At 36.4% G+C, this 18,329-nt stretch carries 27 protein-coding genes and 1 riboswitch; of the genes, 15 read left to right on the top strand and 12 right to left on the bottom strand.

Going from position 1 to position 18,329, the window contains the following annotated elements; all coding sequences use genetic code 11:
• Positions 1 to 21 precede the first annotated feature (21 nt).
• The 5 genes from AMD01_RS05655 (at position 22) to AMD01_RS05640 (ending at position 2,154) form a co-directional block, all read left to right on the top strand.
• Positions 22 to 303, top strand: a complete 282-nt coding sequence (locus tag AMD01_RS05655; protein WP_053400437.1) for a hypothetical protein — start codon at positions 22 to 24, stop codon at positions 301 to 303.
• 66 nt (positions 304 to 369) lie between these two features.
• A complete protein-coding gene (locus tag AMD01_RS05650; protein WP_053400436.1) occupies positions 370 to 939 on the top strand; it encodes a DUF4256 domain-containing protein in 570 nt (189 codons plus the stop codon).
• Positions 940 to 960: 21 nt separating this feature from the next.
• Entirely contained in the window at positions 961 to 1,083 is a 123-nt protein-coding gene (locus AMD01_RS24895) for a hypothetical protein (protein ID WP_277933961.1), read from the top strand.
• 62 nt (positions 1,084 to 1,145) lie between these two features.
• Entirely contained in the window at positions 1,146 to 1,478 is a 333-nt protein-coding gene (locus tag AMD01_RS05645) for a DUF6054 family protein (RefSeq protein WP_053400435.1), read from the top strand.
• Between the two features lie 142 nt (positions 1,479 to 1,620).
• Complete coding sequence (locus tag AMD01_RS05640) at positions 1,621 to 2,154, top strand: DUF3267 domain-containing protein (RefSeq protein ID WP_053400434.1); 534 nt, start codon at positions 1,621 to 1,623, stop codon at positions 2,152 to 2,154.
• Positions 2,155 to 2,479: 325 nt separating this feature from the next.
• On the opposite strand, the gene AMD01_RS05635 is transcribed toward AMD01_RS05640, so the two are convergent.
• From AMD01_RS05635 to AMD01_RS05625, 3 genes are all read right to left on the bottom strand, one after another.
• Positions 2,480 to 2,809, bottom strand: coding sequence for a hypothetical protein (locus tag AMD01_RS05635; RefSeq protein WP_053400433.1), 330 nt, complete (start codon positions 2,807 to 2,809; stop codon positions 2,480 to 2,482).
• Between the two features lie 30 nt (positions 2,810 to 2,839).
• On the bottom strand, positions 2,840 to 3,133 hold the full coding sequence (locus AMD01_RS05630) for a hypothetical protein (protein WP_053400432.1): 294 nt from the start codon (positions 3,131 to 3,133) through the stop codon (positions 2,840 to 2,842).
• Positions 3,134 to 3,425: 292 nt separating this feature from the next.
• On the bottom strand, positions 3,426 to 4,553 hold the full coding sequence (locus tag AMD01_RS05625) for a 5-methyltetrahydropteroyltriglutamate--homocysteine S-methyltransferase (protein WP_053400431.1): 1,128 nt from the start codon (positions 4,551 to 4,553) through the stop codon (positions 3,426 to 3,428).
• Between the two features lie 80 nt (positions 4,554 to 4,633).
• Positions 4,634 to 4,734, bottom strand: a riboswitch (SAM riboswitch).
• A gap of 570 nt (positions 4,735 to 5,304) precedes the next feature.
• On the opposite strand from AMD01_RS05625, the gene AMD01_RS05620 reads away from it, so the two are divergent.
• Complete coding sequence (locus AMD01_RS05620) at positions 5,305 to 5,832, top strand: SMI1/KNR4 family protein (protein ID WP_053400430.1); 528 nt, start codon at positions 5,305 to 5,307, stop codon at positions 5,830 to 5,832.
• A gap of 47 nt (positions 5,833 to 5,879) precedes the next feature.
• On the opposite strand, the gene AMD01_RS23420 is transcribed toward AMD01_RS05620, so the two are convergent.
• The 3 genes from AMD01_RS23420 to AMD01_RS05610 all read right to left on the bottom strand — a co-directional run bounded on the left by AMD01_RS23420 (position 5,880) and on the right by AMD01_RS05610 (position 7,816).
• The gene (locus tag AMD01_RS23420) at positions 5,880 to 6,164 is read right to left on the bottom strand and encodes an alpha/beta hydrolase-fold protein (RefSeq protein ID WP_281176853.1); all 285 of its coding nucleotides are present in this window, start codon (positions 6,162 to 6,164) and stop codon (positions 5,880 to 5,882) included.
• A gap of 222 nt (positions 6,165 to 6,386) precedes the next feature.
• Entirely contained in the window at positions 6,387 to 7,028 is a 642-nt protein-coding gene (locus AMD01_RS05615) for a hypothetical protein (RefSeq protein WP_053400429.1), read from the bottom strand.
• A gap of 320 nt (positions 7,029 to 7,348) precedes the next feature.
• On the bottom strand, positions 7,349 to 7,816 hold the full coding sequence (locus AMD01_RS05610) for a DUF3291 domain-containing protein (protein WP_053400428.1): 468 nt from the start codon (positions 7,814 to 7,816) through the stop codon (positions 7,349 to 7,351).
• A 326-nt stretch (positions 7,817 to 8,142) separates the two neighbouring features.
• Here AMD01_RS05610 and AMD01_RS05605 point away from each other — a divergent pair, with 326 nt between their 5' ends.
• Positions 8,143 to 8,658 carry a ferritin gene (locus tag AMD01_RS05605; protein ID WP_053400610.1) on the top strand — a complete coding sequence of 172 codons (516 nt, stop codon included), beginning with the start codon at positions 8,143 to 8,145 and terminating at the stop codon, positions 8,656 to 8,658.
• 227 nt (positions 8,659 to 8,885) lie between these two features.
• On the opposite strand, the gene AMD01_RS05600 is transcribed toward AMD01_RS05605, so the two are convergent.
• A complete protein-coding gene (locus tag AMD01_RS05600) occupies positions 8,886 to 9,530 on the bottom strand; it encodes a hypothetical protein (protein ID WP_053400427.1) in 645 nt (214 codons plus the stop codon).
• A 409-nt stretch (positions 9,531 to 9,939) separates the two neighbouring features.
• Here AMD01_RS05600 and AMD01_RS05595 point away from each other — a divergent pair, with 409 nt between their 5' ends.
• Positions 9,940 to 10,158: a hypothetical protein gene (locus tag AMD01_RS05595; protein ID WP_053400426.1), complete on the top strand. Its 219-nt coding sequence runs from the start codon at positions 9,940 to 9,942 to the stop codon at positions 10,156 to 10,158.
• A gap of 404 nt (positions 10,159 to 10,562) precedes the next feature.
• Here the strand turns inward: AMD01_RS05595 and AMD01_RS05590 are convergent, their stop codons facing one another.
• The gene (locus AMD01_RS05590) at positions 10,563 to 11,348 is read right to left on the bottom strand and encodes an SDR family NAD(P)-dependent oxidoreductase (protein ID WP_211263385.1); all 786 of its coding nucleotides are present in this window, start codon (positions 11,346 to 11,348) and stop codon (positions 10,563 to 10,565) included.
• Between the two features lie 353 nt (positions 11,349 to 11,701).
• Here AMD01_RS05590 and AMD01_RS23415 point away from each other — a divergent pair, with 353 nt between their 5' ends.
• From AMD01_RS23415 to AMD01_RS05580, 4 genes are all read left to right on the top strand, one after another.
• On the top strand, positions 11,702 to 11,824 hold the full coding sequence (locus AMD01_RS23415; RefSeq protein WP_083446437.1) for a MerR family DNA-binding transcriptional regulator: 123 nt from the start codon (positions 11,702 to 11,704) through the stop codon (positions 11,822 to 11,824).
• On the top strand, positions 11,811 to 11,936 hold the full coding sequence (locus tag AMD01_RS24890) for a hypothetical protein (RefSeq protein WP_281176842.1): 126 nt from the start codon (positions 11,811 to 11,813) through the stop codon (positions 11,934 to 11,936). The genes AMD01_RS23415 and AMD01_RS24890 overlap by 14 nt, the downstream gene beginning before the upstream one ends.
• A gap of 234 nt (positions 11,937 to 12,170) precedes the next feature.
• Positions 12,171 to 12,623, top strand: a complete 453-nt coding sequence (locus tag AMD01_RS05585; RefSeq protein WP_053400425.1) for a hypothetical protein — start codon at positions 12,171 to 12,173, stop codon at positions 12,621 to 12,623.
• A 418-nt stretch (positions 12,624 to 13,041) separates the two neighbouring features.
• Positions 13,042 to 13,581: a hypothetical protein gene (locus tag AMD01_RS05580; protein WP_053400424.1), complete on the top strand. Its 540-nt coding sequence runs from the start codon at positions 13,042 to 13,044 to the stop codon at positions 13,579 to 13,581.
• 168 nt (positions 13,582 to 13,749) lie between these two features.
• Here AMD01_RS05580 and AMD01_RS23930 read toward each other — a convergent pair whose 3' ends face one another.
• On the bottom strand, positions 13,750 to 13,899 hold the full coding sequence (locus AMD01_RS23930; protein ID WP_157052632.1) for a hypothetical protein: 150 nt from the start codon (positions 13,897 to 13,899) through the stop codon (positions 13,750 to 13,752).
• Positions 13,900 to 14,207: 308 nt separating this feature from the next.
• Between AMD01_RS23930 and AMD01_RS05575 the strand changes: the two genes are divergently transcribed.
• The 3 genes from AMD01_RS05575 to AMD01_RS05565 all read left to right on the top strand — a co-directional run bounded on the left by AMD01_RS05575 (position 14,208) and on the right by AMD01_RS05565 (position 16,242).
• Positions 14,208 to 14,714 (top strand): SF0329 family protein, encoded by a 507-nt coding sequence (locus tag AMD01_RS05575; RefSeq protein WP_053400423.1) that lies wholly within the window; start codon positions 14,208 to 14,210, stop codon positions 14,712 to 14,714.
• A 147-nt stretch (positions 14,715 to 14,861) separates the two neighbouring features.
• Positions 14,862 to 15,200, top strand: a complete 339-nt coding sequence (locus AMD01_RS05570) for a hypothetical protein (RefSeq protein WP_245638895.1) — start codon at positions 14,862 to 14,864, stop codon at positions 15,198 to 15,200.
• A gap of 673 nt (positions 15,201 to 15,873) precedes the next feature.
• Positions 15,874 to 16,242 (top strand): DUF4288 domain-containing protein, encoded by a 369-nt coding sequence (locus AMD01_RS05565; protein WP_053400421.1) that lies wholly within the window; start codon positions 15,874 to 15,876, stop codon positions 16,240 to 16,242.
• A gap of 91 nt (positions 16,243 to 16,333) precedes the next feature.
• On the opposite strand, the gene lepB is transcribed toward AMD01_RS05565, so the two are convergent.
• From lepB to AMD01_RS05550, 3 genes are all read right to left on the bottom strand, one after another.
• Positions 16,334 to 16,876, bottom strand: coding sequence for a signal peptidase I (lepB, locus tag AMD01_RS05560; RefSeq protein ID WP_342666967.1), 543 nt, complete (start codon positions 16,874 to 16,876; stop codon positions 16,334 to 16,336).
• Entirely contained in the window at positions 16,854 to 17,051 is a 198-nt protein-coding gene (locus AMD01_RS05555) for a hypothetical protein (RefSeq protein WP_053400419.1), read from the bottom strand. Before AMD01_RS05555 ends, lepB begins: the two co-directional genes overlap by 23 nt.
• 80 nt (positions 17,052 to 17,131) lie before the next feature.
• Positions 17,132 to 18,319: an MFS transporter gene (locus tag AMD01_RS05550; RefSeq protein WP_053400418.1), complete on the bottom strand. Its 1,188-nt coding sequence runs from the start codon at positions 18,317 to 18,319 to the stop codon at positions 17,132 to 17,134.
• Positions 18,320 to 18,329: the final 10 nt, after the last annotated feature.

Raw genomic sequence — 18,329 nt, 5'->3', positions numbered from 1 at the left:
CCAAAAAGGAGCGACTCACCTATGTCAAAGCTCTACATGCATCAAATCGCTGTTTTTACCTTAACGCTCATTGTAAAAGTTCTGTTTGAAGCACTTAACAAATCCGTTTTTCACCTAGCACCACAGCCAACGCTTATTTTGTCTTACGGAATTTATGCGCTCTCTTTTTTATGCCTTGTTTATTTGTATAAAAAATACAGCCATTTTTCGTTTCAAAAGAAAGTTACGTCATCTATTTATTCGTTCGTTTTATCCGTTTTCGTCATTTCACTGGCGTTATCATTTCTTCGTGCGGTAGCCTAAACCAGTAGGTTACTAATATCGGATTATTTTAATTATTTTGTTGCAGATCAGAAAGGAGGCTCTAACATGTCTACACTTTTAGAAGATCCACGTGAATTCTCACAGCAGAAAAAAGCGGAGCTGCTAGGCGTGCTTCAGGAGCGATTTGAGAAAAATAGCTCTCGACATCCAGAAATACATTGGGTAAATGTAAAAGAAAAGCTAGAAGCACACACTCATAAACTATGGTCGTTATATCTTATGGAGTCAACAGGCGGTGAGCCTGACGTCATAGGCTATGAAAAAGGCTGCTTTCAATTTTATGACTGTGCACCAGAAAGCCCACAAGGTCGTAGAAGCGTATGCTATGATCGCGACGCGCTAGAATCTAGAAAGAAGAATAAGCCAGAAAACAATGCGATTGATATGGCGACTTCAATGGGAATTCAGATTTTAACAGAAGCTCAGTATCGAAGCTTACAAACGCTTGTCGAAGTGGATAAAAAAACGTCCAGCTGGATTCAAACACCAGACAATATTCGGGAGAAGGGTGGAGCGCTTTTTTGCGACTACCGCTTCGGCCATGTGTTCACGTACCATAACGGCGCGGATTCTTACTATAGCTCCAGAGGATTTCGTGGTGTACTGAACGTTTGATAAAAAGGGGAGGTAACTAACATGTCTGTATGGGTAGGAATTTGGATCGCCATGTTTGTCGCAATCTTTGGAGGGACGTATTCTGGGTATAGGCTAAACAAAAAGAGACGCGAAGAAGAAAATAAGAGAGATGGATCCGTTTAACAAACGGCCAAAGAGATAAAAACTTACATATGAAGGAACGCAAGGGAGGATAAGAGGTTATCATGGCAAAGTATGAAAAAACCATAATGGGTGAATTTGACGAGGTTGTAGAACGACTAGATCAAGATATTAGTAACAGTGGGATTAGCATGAAATTAGTTGATGAAACCAACTATACGCTTGGAGATGCGAAAGTGGCCGTTCGCGTGTATGATAAATATTTTATGCGAAATGGAAACCGAGCAAGTCTCAGTTTAACCGTAGTGGGACACGAGCAAACGGTTTTTGTTTCCGCAATTGGTGCTGGTGGAGGTCAAGGGATTTTCCTGAACTTTAGTTTAGGTGCTGAAGACGATATGGTACGAATTGTACGAAATAGTTTAGAAGGAAGTTAATGAATACATAGTATCACTATTAGAAAAGAACCGACACAGCAAATGATCTACGGTGCCGGTTCTTTTTTTCTGAATTTTATGCTAAAATCAGTTTATATTTTACTTAATTTTACATTTTTAAAAAATAAAGGAGTTATCGTTTATGGTGGTTTGGTTTAAACATCTACCAGAGGTGAAACGCGATTTATCGCAGTGGACACCGTTTATTCAGCAAGCTTGGTACCGCACACACTATATGAAATTTGTTTACGGGCTACAACTTATGCTTTTTGCCATTCCTTTTCTGTTTGAAACAAGCTTTTCCCATTTTGAGATACAGTATTTAATCCTACTATGGATCGCTGTGTTCATTATTCATGAAAGCATACATATTTTAGTCGTCAAAAAAGATGGTGATATAAGCCTAACCTTTAGCGGCATCTTTTTTTGGCTAACGACAAATGCCGTTCTTTCCAAAAGGAAATACTGGGTTTTTATGAGCCTTCCGTTTATTGTATTAACCGTTATTCCAGGAGTCGCTTCATTCTATGTATCTGGTGATATAAAAGCCGTATTCTTATTTATTTGTTGGATTAACGCGGTGATTTCAGGGTCGGATATCTATAATTCAATCTTAATTTTAATGAAGCCGAAAAAAGCGGTTTTTTGTAATGGGTATTATCAAATCAATAGGTAGAAGGTGAATTTTCAATCGCTATTATTCAAAAAGCATTTTTAAGTGCTTAAAGAGTAGAGGTAGTGGTAGATGTGGCAGATCCAGATCTCTTTTTAGAAATTGAATACAAGAGTAAAAAAACACAGTCCTTCTCATGATGGATGCATAAAAAAAATCATAGCGCTACCATCATGAATGACGAAGATACACAAACGGTTTATCATGTTTCGAAAAAACAGGCTGACCCATTTATGTTATTGATTGAGGAAAGACTGTGAAAGAGAATCACGAGTTTTGATATGTTTTTTATACAACACAAGGAGAGGTTTGATAACCTCTCCTTGTTCTATGCCTTATTCTTCTCCCGCAGCATGGCCTGTTCTTCAAGTAATTTCATAAATCTCTTTTGTGACTTCTCACTCTTTATTAAGAGACGAACGCGCACAGAGCTTTGAAGATACTTTCGAACCTTGCGATTAATAAAAAATGACTGGTGATGTCGTTCATCTTTGTATACGTTTTTAAACCAAGAAAGCTCCTTTAGCTTCTCGATGTGCCGGTCAATTTTTTTCGTGTTTAGCCCTTCGTCAAAGGGAAGTGAGCCAGTTAGAATGCTAAGTAGGATAAGTAAGCCATAAACGAGCACAGACAACAGGACTTTAAGTACTTTTCTCATTTTCTACTCCTATCTTTTTATCCTTAGTAGCTAAAACAGTAGTTGTCTTGTCATGAAGCCGAATACAATAGTTGCCGCAAGAAACGCAACGATGGTAAGAACGATCTTGGTTCGAAACCGAATGTGGTGAGGATGGGATGCTTTCTCTTCTCGATCTGTGTATATAAACCGAGCCAAGACGGCCGTTACAGCCACCATTATCAAGTTAATTAAAATGGACTTCGGATGAAAAGAATATCGAACGGTTTCATCAAAGTAATAGTGAAGCGCAACTAAGATGCCTGATAGCAGCATCTGAGAAATAAAAAAGCGAATATAGCGCATGAAAGAAATGCTCCTCTGGTTGAATTTATATATATTGTAGGATGATAAAGATAAATGATAGCTCAGTTTTCCACTAACTAGAATACCAAACATTATTATACAGGAAGTGATCACGAGTGTAATAGAATCTTTTTTATGTTTGAACTGTTTTGAAGAAGAGGGGGGCACAGTAGATTTTAGGAGCAGGCATACTTAAACGTTTACTTTAAACGAGAATGTTTAATTTAGAAAGGAAGTTACACCTTATAAACTCCACCACAACTCGTTTAGAAGTGGTGGAGTTTGTAAGGAATTATTGTTTTCCCCAAACGTCTTCAGCAATGGCAATGACGTGCTTAATCTTTTTCCACTGCTCGTCTTCCGTTAATTCATTTCCTTCTTCCGTGCTAGCAAACCCGCACTGAGGGCTTAACGATAAGTTTTCTAATGGGATATACTGACTAGCCTCTCGAATACGTTTCTTAATTGAATCAGCTTCTTCTAATGTTGGAAACTTAGACGTAATTAAACCTAATACGACCGTCTGATCATTGCGTTTAAAGCTTTTTAAAGGCTTAAAATTACCTGAGCGATTATCGTCATACTCAAGGAAAAGACCGTCTACATGGAGCTGAGCGAAGATCGCATCGGATATTTGGTCATATCCACCGCTCGTGATGTAAGTAGAGCGGAAGTTTCCGCGACAAATATGCATTGTAATGAGTAGATCACTCGGTTTATTTGCGATAGCGTCGTTTAGACAGTTAACTCTAGACTGAATGATATTCTCTACGTTATCGTTTAGCTTTTCTTCAACAGCTTTTATCCGCTCGTCAGATACAAAGTCAATCCAGGATGTATCATCTAGTTGAAGATATCGGCAGCCTGCGTCATAAAAAGCTTGAATCGCTTTTTGATAAGCCGCAACCGTATCATCATAAAACTGTTTGCGATTTCCGTTATAATACTCATCTTCTTGAATTCTCGTAAACAGCATATTGGGGCTAGGAATCGAGAATTTAGCAACCTGACTACCATCGCCGTAACGTTCAACGGCTTCTTTTAGAAATGTGAAGTGCTGAATCATTTCATGCTCATTAAAATCAATTTTCCCTACGACTTTAATAGCATTGTTTTTCGTTTTAGCGCCTTTAAATTGACTAATGTACTCTGTTTCAAACAGTTCCACGCCTTCTAATCCTGCTAGAAAGTCTAAATGCCACCACGAACGACGAAATTCTCCGTCTGTAATGGATTGAAGGCCAACATCAATTTGCTTTTGAACGAGTTGGGTGATTTCCTGATCCTCGACGGCCTTTAGCGCTTCTTTATTAATTGTGCCATTTGCATAAGCTTTTCGTGCTTCTTTTAAGGGAACCGTTCTTAAAAAGCTACCAACGTGATCGGCTTTAAATGGGGATTTAATCGCTATTTGTGTCATAAATAAATTTCCTTCTTTCTCTTATAAAGTAAAAACCCTCTTCTCAATAAATAAGAAGAGGGCATTAAATATCGTTTCTCTTCTTATCTTCAAGCAAATTGCTACTGGAATTGGCACAGTACTATGATAGTCCGCTGCCGAGGCTTCGTAGGGCCAGTCCCTCCACCTCTCGAGATAAGAATATTAAGTTTTAATAAATAAATTGAATTAGGAACTAGGTTACACTTGTTTGAGCGGTTTGTCAACCGAAGTCTGAAAAATGGAATTATTCATTCACTCTAATTGCCACTTTTTTATGAGAAAAGGAGGAGATCGTGTAATGAAAATCTAAACAAGAAGAAGACATACATAAGATCAACAGGGTTCAAACTAAAACAGTTAAGCCAAACGTGAACATACTAAAGAAAAAGGAGCGTATTTTAAATCAGAGAGAACGATAAAAGTGGTATGACGCATTTAAAAAGGATCCTCTTAGTGACGACTAGAGTACCCTTTTTCCTTTAACTCAATAAATGACCCCAAAAAGCAGAAAGGTTATTTGACCTACATCAAGAAATTCTAGTTAAAATGGAAAAAAATGAGATATAATATTTCCATAAGATTATCAAATAAAACGATCTCAATCACTTTAGCAGCAGGTGCTGATCTTTTTGTGCAAATTCCTTTATGCAGTATGAACCGTATATAACGTACTTATTTAAGGTTTTCATTAATTGAGAAATAATTATTTGTTTTAGGAGGGGGAAAAACGATGACAAGAAGTTTGCTAGAAAAAACATTAAACGACCTAAAAGAAAGGCTAAAACCAAACAATACATTGACGGTGATGATTCCGGGAAGTGATAATGATGAATTCACCTGCGAGTTTAATTCTCCTTTAATATCAAGTCAATTATTACAAGAATTTGAACAGAAAACCAAATTGATTTTACCAAACGATTTTAAGAATTTTTTGCTGATTCATGACGGATCACTTCTATTTACTGACCCCAATTATGGGGGTGGCATACATATTATGAGCCTTGAGAAAATACTTGATTTGTATACCATCTATACAAGAAGTGAACTCCTTCCAAAAGGATGGTATGTGATAGGAAATGATGACGGAGACCATCTGTTTGTTAATTCAAATCAGTTGAATGAAGACGGGGAAGGCGATCACTATTTATACTGGTCTTCTCTCATTGATGTAGATACTGACCCGACAAATTTGAATTGTAATTTTGAAACGTGGCTTGAACGAATGAGTAATAATCTGGGCAGAAAATATTGGATATAGAAGTGGATTAGCGAAGTTATCGAAAGAAATTTTCGTATGACTATTTATTAGGGGGGATTACTGACTAATAATTCTTTCACAGAACGATTTGAATGGAGGTACACATCAGAACCGAAAGTAGCGGTGTGCTCGTTCGTTCCCACGTCAAAATAAAAGCGTTTTACATCGGATAGGTCACTTTCTTCTAAAAGCGTTTCAATCTCTTGCTGACATAACCAATAAGCATTCGAAAGAGCAGCGACCCGAGTGAAAATACTTGGGTACCGACACATCGCATAAGTCGAAATGACACCACCTGATGAACTTCCGGCCATTGCGGTATCGCTTTGAATGGTACGTAAACGCGTATGGTTCGTTCACGTTTTAATTTACTCATATACTGAACAAATGTTTTAATCATGTAGTCTTACTCCGTTTCTCATGTAATAGTCACTTCAGTTTTGTTAACGCATAAATAGGAGTGTGGGGTGATCAATTAAAACTCCTTTATACTTAACATACAATGCGATGTTAATAGGCCCTCTGCGTCTGCTCAATGTTCATTTTCTTTGGCTCTAACATGAAGCCCTTATTTTCCCATGCCATGATTTGATTCGAAGGGTTGCCACCTCAATAGATGTTTCTACATAACCTATGATTTGGTGAAAGGTAAATACCTGTAGTTCTTCAGTAAGTGAAGAAAGCGAATCGGTCATATCATTTACTACAAAGGGAATAAATTCTTTCACTCGTTCAAAAGGTACTTCGTCCAAATTTGGAATGACCTTATTCAGTTCAAAAAGAGATTGCAAATGATCACTCAGCTCATAATGATGGAGAAGTTTACTATTTAATAATTGAAAATCTCGATGATACATGGAATGAATTTGGTGCTCTGCTTGCATACGGTTTCTTAGCCATGGAAGATAAAAACCTCGTAGCCAAATGTCATCCGCAATCAAATGAGTATAGTAGCCTAATAGATAATCTTGATGCTGAGGCAGATAGAAATCATATTTTTTTAGAAATCCTTCATAATCAACACTTCTTGAAAAATCGCCTTCATTCCCAATAAAAAAGTGAGAGGCGGCTTTTAGTTCGGACTCAAAAACCGCATCAGGAGCAATACTTCCTACCAAAAAAGAATAGTTATCTTCAATATGTAAATTTGCCATGACCTTGTAGCCGATAATGGCGTGCATAATTCGTGATCCCATAAAGATCCTCCTTCGTTATGTAATCGCTATCAATTAATTTCTCTATTATCATAGCAGATTGACTCAAGCTGCGACAGATACCACCATAAACAACCCTCAGAAGCATACTTTGGGAATTAGTATGCTAGAAAAGCGCTATTCATCCGTGATGTCGAAGATACGTAAATTCTTGAAAACGAAAAAGTTTCTCCTCCATCAAAAGGGAAGAGGAGAAACTAAGGATCATCAGAAGATCTTTTTTAACACGTTTTTTTGATGTTGCAACACTTATTAAACGAATAAGGACCTGCTTCCAATTCAAAGTGTGGAAGTTATCCCTGTCATTTAAATTCGGATCTCTCACCAAATTCATCAAATACGTGCTTGAAGTCAAATGCAAAAGGAGTTGGTCCATTTTGAATATAGAAATCATACCTCTTAAAAGCTTCTCTCCATGAAACATCTGTCACCTTATCGGTCCACCACACTACATAATTAGGCTGTCTTTCTTCAAGAGATCCAAACCACTTGTTTCTACTTCTAAGAGCTTTCATGTGTTGATCTGAATAGGTAAAACCATATAGGGATTGAATGCTTTTCCACACTGTTAGGGTGAGAATAGGTTCTCCTTCTTCTTTAATAAATTTCTCAGGCAAACGTACTCGATTAGGCGAAAATTCTTTTAAAAGGTGGCCAGTTTTAATAGCCTGTTTAATTACCTCATGCCCCACTTCAAAAAACTCACGAGAGGCGGGATGTTCATTTGAATGCTTTAGTCTACCAACCGTATATATTGCAACAAATGCCAAATTAATCCCCCCATTTATTACATTTACCTTCGTACTATTCTAGAATGATTGGATTAATTCCTAGTTCAACTTCATTATTTTTGATGATGATGGGTGAAACAGATAGATAGTTGCAGATATATTCATCATGTGACTAACACTTAACGTACTAGCTGTTTTATCTACAAGTGTAAAATTTTTATAACGTCATAAACAGCTCAACTACAAATGTAAATCTAGATATTTATCTAGTACTTCCTCAACAGTTTATGAATGTCTAATGATACATTCGAATAATATGACAGTGAATTTAAATTGTAAAAGTATGGGGAGGGAAAGCCACAATGATTAACGAGCAAGTTCAAACATTAATCAATAATTTAATTCAAATTGAACACGTGTCATCAACCTTGTACCTAGCCATGTCAAACTACATGAATAAATTGAATTATAGAGGGATGGGTAACTGGCTACGACTTCAATCAGCAGAGGAAAGGGCGCATATGTTAAAACTGATTGATTATTTAGTTGATCGCGGAGGCACCGTTGAATTAAGTGCTTTACCAGCACAACCAAGTGAGTATGGACCACCATTAGAAACCTTTCAACGAGTATTGGAACATGAAAAATTTGTAACGAATTCTTATCGTCAAGCGTACGAGTATGTTAACAAGGTAAATGATCAGCAAACACTCATTATTATACAAGAATTTTTGAGAGAACAAGTTGATGAAGAAGCTCAGGCACAAACAATTGTTGATCGCCTGCGGCTCGCCCAAAACAATGCTGCGGCTATTTTTATTCTAGATCAGGAACTAGGTCAAAGAAAGCCAGCTGGAGCTGCGGGAGGGGCAGGAGCTTAGATAGGTTTTTAAAATTAAAAGCACAAACAACCCACTGTCATACATCAGTGGGTTGTTTGTGCTTTATTTTTATAGGCAGTAGATTATTCTGACAGGCCTGTGTGATGGGGTAATCAAACAAAAGCTAGCTTGCGTATCTCCATCCTTTTTCCTGCAGTTCTCTGTATTTTTTTCTGTTTATCCTCTATATGTAAAAATCCCCGGAATCCGACTGGAGATTTCTAAGATTATTTAGTGAATTTCTTTGGAAACTGCTTCACCACTCCCATAGAGATTGTATCTGCCATTAAGATAATATGTGAGACTCCCTCATCAATCGCACGAATTCTTGCTTCCCAATCTTTTTGTAGGCTTGCAGATAAATCATTTGTTACCAATTTCAGATGCATATATAACAATTTTTTCAGATCTTCATTTTTTAAATATGGATTAGCTTGGCTAAGAAAAACAGCTATATCGTCGGCATTTCTATACCATTCTTTGTTTAGATTATTCACCGAATCTTTCTTGCCAGCTTTAGCTGCGTCTACAATCTTGCCAGCAATAACAATATGTTCCTTAAGTAAATCAGTAAGTTTAATACCGGCTTTCTCCCCGTATACTGGCTTCACAGCATTCCCAATATCCTCTTGATTTTTGAGCAACCTTGCTAATACCTGCTTTTGGTCTTCAGATCCTGCTGTTGTGGCACTGGTAATGTAATTACTTGTCCACAGTACGTGCTCGATCCAAAGTTTTCTGAATTCATTTTCAAACGTTACCTCAGATTGACTTATGCGATGCTCTTGAGCTTCAGCGACAGTACTCATCGGTTCGGGTAATATGTTGAGCGGAAATAACAAAATGAATCCTACCATTACTATTTTCTTCATAAAAATGCTCCTTTCGAATGAAACCGTTATTCATCTTATTATTTGTATAGGATATTTTTACATTCCTTAAAATTTCATTTTTTAATATTCGTTCTTTATAGAGTACCGCCACATGTCCAAACAGTTCAGCCTTATCCTTTCATACAAATGGTAAGTAAAATACATTTTTTAAGAATTTTGACTTGCTTGTTTAAATTTCTTTACCTATTTCTCTTTTATAAAGTTTGTCATATGGAACTTGAGCTTTTCCTTTCACTCCCTTGAAATAATCACCTCTAGATGCTTTTTCTTTCGAATCTAGGTTGTTGATAATAATTTACTTACCATAAATAAACAATTATTATTAAGAAAACGTTTAGAAGAAAATTTCCAATTATAATCATGGAATTCTATAAGGGATGTGGGATACATGCTAAAAAAAGATGCCGATCAGAAACAAATAGAAGGGGAGAAGAACAAGAGTAGTCTGTTTTGGAGTATGTTCCTAACAGGTGGTTGGTCTTCTTTTGAAAAGGAATGGAAACATTCAAAAAGCGCATGGCGCACATTTCTTCTGTTTGTAGTACCAATTGTATGTTCAGGGATCATCATACTTCTCGCAATTGCAGCGAGTAAGGCATTTAATTAATAATCCTATACGAACTCCAAACTGTTTAAAGGAAGGAAAGAGTTTAGACACATTTGTTCATTACATCAATAACAAATTTGAATACGGATTACTAATTAATAAAGTGGAAGGCGCTTATTTGAGTCATTTCCCATTTTTAACATCATAAAGGATGATCTCTTTTGCTTTATGATCTTGACGTTCTCTAGCACTTCAACTAAGCGTATTTGATAATGAAGAAACTCTCAAAAAAGCCTAATTTCTCATTAACAGAAATGAGAAATTAGGCTTTGATTATTGCTCCGCATCGTTTTGTTTATTACTTTAAAGCAGTGTATTAGGTGTAGCCCTTAAAGAATATGCTTACTCATCAATTCTTGTTTTTACGTACATCGTATGCGAGATGAGCTTTTGATGAATTGTACTCAGTCTTGGAGACGCGCTTGTTTAGCATGACGAGCGGCTTTCACTGTCTCAGGAGTGGTTCGATTCTCTATAGCTTTTTGTTTTGTTTCTTCGTCTCCGCCTATGACATGATCTTCATCGCTCATCAGTGCTTCATAGCCCTGTTTAGCAACAAGAACTTTATCATTTTTCTCTGAAGAGCCAATTTCACTAGAATCCATTCCCGCATTCGAATGAAAATTCGTATCTGTTGCCCCAGGTAGTAGAGCTGTGACCGTAACTCCTGTTCCTCGTAGCTCCTCACGCAGAGACTCTGCAAATGAAAAACCAAATGCTTTTGATGGACCGTACACAGTCTCATAAGGAGTTGGTTGCGTTGCAGATATGGATGAAACGATAAGTATTTTACCTCTACCATTTGGAAGCATGTGTTTTACTACTCGTTTTGCCATGTGGACTGTACCAGAGATGTTAATAGAGATAAGCCTTAGTTCATCCTCAAGGTCCGTTTCAGCAAAGGCTCCTCCAAGACCTATACCAACGTTAAGAACGGCAGCTTCAATTGGTCGATTCAATTCACTTACAAAGTTCCAAAAATCTTCGACTCCATCGTACTTTGCCGCGTCGGCTTTATGAGGATAAGCCTCTACTCCTAAATCGCGAATAATCGTAGCTGCTTCAAAAATTCGATCGCTCGATCCAGATATCGCTATATCGTAACCATTGTGTGCAAATTGTTTTGCAAGTTCAAGACCAAGTCCAGATGATGCTCCAGTAATTATTGCAAGTTGACGTTTTTCTGACATAAAATATTCTCCTCTCGTTTTTGAACGCTACCCGTACTAACCGTAAGAGTAGGGTGAATTTATGAAAAGTCCAGGCAGATTTAATAGTTATCACAAGTTTTTTGATTTTGCAGGTTGCCAAAACCTTAGGTTGAAAAATGATAAGTCTGACCGAAGCTTCTAATCTACTTCTTTCTCTGATAGATTGAATGATAAACCTTGAAGTGAACTTCAAAGTCTTAAAAATAATCTTTAATACCTAGTTATATTCCATTAATATCCTGTTTGGTGGTTTGGCATTTGCATTAAAGTACACTCTAACGTTTATACTGTTAACATAATACAAGAATAAACTCATAAGTGAGGTCTGATTTATGACAGAGTATAATATTAACGAGGTATCAAAGATGATGGACATCCCATCTCATACCATAAGATTTTATGAAAAAGAAGGGTTAATACCTTTTGTAAAAAGAGGAGAAAATGGATATAAATGATGTGTTTAAAGTTCAAGCTGAAATAAATACGTCTTGGGATAAAAACTCTATCTCTGTGTCTAATTTTCAACTTTTACGGGATGAAGGAGAACGAGAGGGAGAAGAGTACTGAGGAAATTTTAAAGGAGAAATATTATATGATAAAAAAGAAAGGGTTTGGGTGTATGATCTTTCACCGCTTCCTCTCTCTACCATCTGGTCTTTAAATTTACCTATTAATCACTTATTGAAATGTTTTGATCTTATTTTAACTACTATCAATCACCACCCAATTTCCTTTTTTTATCTTAACCTATAAAAATTTGTATGTTATAGTTACCCTACTAAAGAGAAAAGAGGTATACAGATGAAAAATAAATATGTTGTTCTTATAGGGATGATGATGTTGTTGTTACTGGGTGCCTGTTCGCAATCAAACGAACAAGCGCTAGAAAAAGCACCTGACTATATTAAGAAAACTTGGCCTTATTACGTACTAATGGACAAAACAGCAAAAGCGATTGAAAATGGAGAAAATGTTCCAGATGCATTTGATAAATATAATTACACAAAAAAACGCGACGGTATATCTACATATATTGATAAGGCATTAGGTAGTTCAAAAGAAGAAAAAAAGGTAATAGATAATATTCATTTAATGTATTCAAACCTAGATCTTATCAATTTTGAAGATATGACTTCAGAGGCTACAGGTAAAAAAAATGATGTAAAAGGATTTTCATCTAATATGGATCGGTATCGCAATAGGTTAGCAAAAATTTATTCTAATTATGACCTCGAACTTGAAAAAAGCAAGTGAAAAATTGCATACCAATCTTCATTCTCAAAAAGGTTTAACACAAACATACGTTTGTGTTAAACTAAGTAATGGAGTTAGCGATTGTTTTAAAGAAAAATTGCGAATTATAATGATTGTGCGTACTGGTACTATGCGCGTCTGCCAAACACTATCTTCATCATAGTGTGTTAATATTCGCTACCAATTCTAGAACATCCTATCAAAAGCGGCCGTTCATTTACATGAGTTGCCGCTTTTTAAGTAGTGATTAAATAGCTTTGCCTGTTTCTATTCTATTAGAAATGATTCTATTGCTTCTCCGGTTTCCAAATGTTTTTCATCAAAGTATACTTTATTTACAATCTCATCCAACCGAAGGCTTTTGATTCATTAAGCGTATGTATCAATTTAACTTCTTATTAAAGAAGGGAAAATCAAAATGGATTTGTTTTACTCGCATATTGAGCAATTGCAAATGGATCTGTTATCTATGAAACCTAACGATATAGACGAAAAATACCACTTAGTTTGTGCAAAGTTATCCGGCGAATTCATCGCAAAAGTAATTAAAAATTTAGATCTTTCATTTTATACTTCTGATCTAAGAATTAACTTAGAAAGAGATTTGGCTGATTTAAATCAAGATGTAAAAGCGATCTATTTTGAGTACGACATGGATAATTCATGGGAAGGGGCATTTTATTTTTGTTTAGATTATGAACCTCTAGAGAAAGAAAATGACGATTGGGCATCAAATTGGGAGCATTATCTTGAAGGCCCTTCGTGTAAGCCTTTTAGTGATATCTACATAAATATTGGTGGTTTTGAAGAGGAAGATGAGGTGGGAATTACGTTGTACTTAATAACTAGAACAATTATGGCCTTCATTTCAGCAATTGAAAAACTGAGCGTTAGCATCCCTCTATGTATAGCCTTCCACGATCAGGATCAAGTGATGAGGATTGCTGCTAATAAATGAATTTACCATGTGAGAATAGGGACAAAACTTTCAATGAGGACTTTAAGAAAACGAGTGTGGATTTACATCATGCAGCAAACTTAAAGGGGGAGTAAGGGAGCCTACAAGCTTTTTGTCTGCGAGGCTTGCACATTAGTTCACCGCATAGCGGTGTACGTTTATTTCACATTACATTTCTCTCGTTCCTAATGCGTTAAGCAGTGCTGAAAAAATATCAATGTGTTCACTTAACTGACCACTAATTTTCACTAAAAAAACAGCAATAACCAATAAACTTATTGTAGTTATAACTTTTAATAACAGATCAATTTTTTCCAATTTTAAACACCCCTTTTGATTATACATCATACAGTAAGCAGCTAACTATTTAAATAGCTTTTTTGTGTGGGTTTTGTGAGAGGTATAGCAACGATGAAAAAACAAAGAGATTAAGGTTGTTCAAGCGATTTCTCACTAAAGTTAAATAGGATGAAAACCACTTTTTATAAGTTGGCGAAGAAATGGAAGTTTAGTAACTAGGGGAATAATGATGAAATATGAGATTGGAATTATAGATCATGATGTTTATGAAAATAAGCTTATTTGAAACACAGTGTGAGATTGACATATAGGAAGGATTTTAAAACATGATGTGGTCAAAGTTACGAAAAAAAATAAAAGAGTTTATCACACCTGAATTAAAAAATAGAATTGATATTCACTGTACATCTTATCGGAATGCTCACGACGAGGCTGATGAAGTGTGGATAACATTAGATGGAAAGAAAATATTTGGCGGAGGATTTTATCATCGGCTAGCGGCTCCGTTTCCGAGTAAATCTGATAAAGAGGTTGCAAACAGCTACGAGTTCTATAAAGAATCTTTTAAACTACAACTAAAATCCAATAAGGCTGAAGAACTTTTAAAACTAGGTATACACGACACCTATTACATTACTAGCAACCTATGGAATTATATCCACACACCTTATGATGAAGCATTTGCGTCTAACAATCCTATCTATAAAGCCTTTTCGTTAATTGACCGACGTTTAGGAAAAAGACGATTTGATAAAATTCAGCTTGATGAAAATGAACATCCTTTAGTGATCCTTTTTTACAATGTAAGAAAACCATATTTTCAAAAGTCCTAACACAAAAATAGCAACTGACCTTAATTCAGTTGCTACTTTTTATGCTTTTTCATGGTCTAAATCGGTTTAAAATGGACGGCTTCTATCTGGCATCTACTAGCTACGCTGGTTAAAGATGCAGCATCAATTTGAGATACAATTAGTAAGTTGGGATGTAAAGTGTTAATCGCTTTTCTCCGTCATCAATTAAGTTTGGTAGGTGAAATGATGTTAAATAAAGCATCGGCGTTTGAAACGTTTAAATACTTCCTTGAATGTTATTTTAATATGAGTGCCGACTACAGTGAATTAGAAAAAGTTATTGCCGAATTTAACTCATTTGAAGATATCAAAAATCGCAAAAAATTACGCGCAGAGTTGGCAACAATTCCTAAATTAACAGAGTGGGAAGCTATCCAAACGTTCATTTTAAAAAATGGAATGAGACGTATGGATGAAGAAAGAACAAAATGGTTTATTGAGGTGATAATAGATCATTTAAAATGACTGTTGAACGAACAATAGGGTAGAGGAATGATAAATCGCTTGGAACCTCACTAAAAACACCAAAAATTTCTTATAAGATCAAAGGAATTTTTAATTTTAGCCGTATAAAGGCTTGTCTTGAGGAAAAGCTGCTGTGCATGAGAGTAGAAAAAATTCTTCCTCTATTTTTAAAAAAGGTTAGAATTGAGCACCCGTCTTTAATGCAATTAATGAAGCATATAAAAATAAAATACATATAAAGGAATTCACCACCAAAAATTTCGATATAACCATATCTAAAATCACCTTAATAGTGTAGTATTTCCATTGGTAGTTATACCAATGAGGAGGTTTGGAAGTGAAGATATGGTTTAAATATATAGCTTTAATTATTTGGATACTTCTTTTTGATTATTTACACTATAATTTAGGGATAGGATGAAATATATATTACATCTTGATTGGTATGGTGGGTGTATTCCTAATATATTTTCTCTTTGAAAGAAAGAGCACAAATAAAATCGTATCATCTTAAAGTGCTTTTAATTCTCTCAGTAGTTATTTGTTTTGGTGAGGTTATTTTCAGTCTTATAAGAGGTTTTAATTAGAGTATTTTATTTTTGGAATGGGACTAGATAGCAAGTAAGGGATTTGATTAATCATATTAAAACTCAAAAGTAGAGGGGGATTTAACGTGTCTGGTGAAAAACCAAAGTGGTTCACAGTTGCTCTTTTATATGAATCAGTCATTGAAGGAGAACCAATCAATTTAGACAAAGAGTATGACTCCTCCAATAATGTTTATGAAGAAAGCCATCTATTAGTAAAAGCAGTTTCATCTGAAAAAGCTATAGCTCTTGGTGAAAAAATTGGGTATGAAAACGAGCACCACTACAAAAATCAGTATGATCAAACAGTGTATTGGAAGCTCGTAAAAGTCCTTGATTGCTTCGAATTGCTCGATGAGGAATTCAAAACAGGAACCGAGTTATATTCCCGTTTCGTTTTAACTCCAAAGGAAAATAGTACCAAAGATGTATTGAAAAGATTTTTTCAAGAGTAATGAAAAAACGCTGTCTAGGGTATTTAACAGCGTTTTGAGATTTAAGTATTGTGTTTTTTGATGGGAGAAGCCCTCTAAATATACGTCTTCTTTATTTGCCCACAAGCCCAACATCTTTTAAAGGCCAGACGGATAATTTTGCTTTTCCTATTATCTTACTTTGAGAGATCGGTCCAATACTTCGGCTATCTTCGCTAACGGGACGGTTATCACCTAATACGAATAAATCTCCCTTTGGAACTTTTATTTGAGGGTAATCCTCGGTGAATTTACGTGCTTTCCCATATTTATTCGCAAATGCCTTTTTGCCTTCTCTTAAATAGGCTTCCTTACACGCCTTGCCGTCTATAAACAAAGTATCATCCTTTATTTCAACCGTTTCGCCTGGGAATCCGATCACCCTTTTTACATAATCTCTGCCATCTGGTGCATGAAAAACGATAATGTCAAATCTCTTGGGTTCACCTATTTTTGAAAGAATTAATCTTTCATTGGTATGTAAAGTAGGGTCCATCGATTTCCCATTGACTATAGTTGGAGCAAATACATAACTTCGAAGAATAAAAGCAACGATTACAGCAATCCCTATGCTTTTCACCCATTGCCATATCTCAGATTTTTTCTCTTTTTTCACCGCCACTAACTCCTTTAAAATCGATTTTTATATTCTTCATCATACCACAAAATGGTATATTTTGTATTTTGGAATTCTCTAGCACAGTAATTTCTTTCGCTGCAAAGAGCGTTTTACGTGACCTTATTCTTTTACCACAAGGAATTCTTCTAAATAGACCACCTGATAAATACATAAAGAAGCCCCCCGTTTGTCATAAACGAGGGGGTAATTAATGAGGAGCAAGAAAAGCGTTGTCCGCTTTCTAATGATTCATCAGGCAACCTGTTTCTTTTCTTTTCGATCGTTCGGTAAAAAGACAGCAATAAGAGCGCCGACAAGGGGAAGAATGGAGAGAATCGTGAACACAGTTGTCACACCAAAGATATCCGAGATTTTCCCCATAAAAACAGAACCAATTCCTCCTGCTCCTACACCAAACCCAATCGCAAGCCCGGAAGCTAAACCAATGTTTTTGGGAAGCATGCGCTGCATGAAAACAACGCTAACGGAGAAGGAGGAAAGGACGCTAAATCCAAATACGAGTAAAACAAGAACTGACCAAACTCCATCTACGTAAGGAAAGACGAGGGCAAACGGCGTAGCAATTAGCATAGAGCCAACTAGTAAACGCTTCATGCCAAGTCGATCTGCAAAAACGCCTCCAAAGAATGTTCCGAGAGCGCCAGCCCCGACAAAAACGAAACTTAGAATTTCAGCCTGTTGGATTGACAGGTCGTGCAGATAAAATGGCAAAAAGACCACAACGCCAATCTGACACCACGAACGTAGGATGATGACACTGGAAAGCAGAGTGGCTCCTACGTAGTTGTTGTTTCCTTTTAGTTGTTTTTTACTATCGAGTTTAGCAGACTCTAGTTTGTGATTTAACCACGGTAAAATCTGTCCAGTTAATCCAAGTGATAAGATGGCGACGGGAATGAGCCATAGCAGTCCGTGAATTCCTGAGTGAATGATATACAGTGAAACAACCAATGGTCCTAAAGCTTGTCCTGAATTCCCACCTACTTGAAAAATAGCTTGAGCGAGACTCTTGTTCGTACCAGACGCAAGGTGGGTTGCCCGTGATGCCTCTGGATGGAACGCACCAGAGCCAAGGCCAGAAATCGCAATAAATAGAAGCAGCCAAAGAAAAGATGGTGCTATGGCGGTCAAAGCAAGCCCCATAATGGAGCAGAACAACCCGAGTGATAGCAGCCAAGCTCTGGGTTTTCGGTCTGCAAATACACCAAACAGCGGTTGAGAAATAGATGACGTTAAATAAGAGATCAAAACCACTAAAGTCGATTGGGTATAATTGAGATGGAACGCATTTTTGTAGAACACAACCAATGCCGGTACCATTCCTGTGGTAACGAGGTCATTTAAAAGGTGTGAACCACTAAAAGTAAAGATTCCTCGTTGGTAAATCGGTTCTTTGCCTTGAATAATTGATTCAGACATGTTTTTTCCT

It is taken from the genome of Priestia koreensis, from assembly GCF_001274935.1.
GTDB classification, from domain to species: Bacteria; Bacillota; Bacilli; order Bacillales; family Bacillaceae_H; genus Bacillus_AG; species Bacillus_AG koreensis.
The sequence above is the reverse complement of the archived record's forward strand: the minus strand, read 5'-3'. Positions and strand labels throughout refer to the sequence as shown.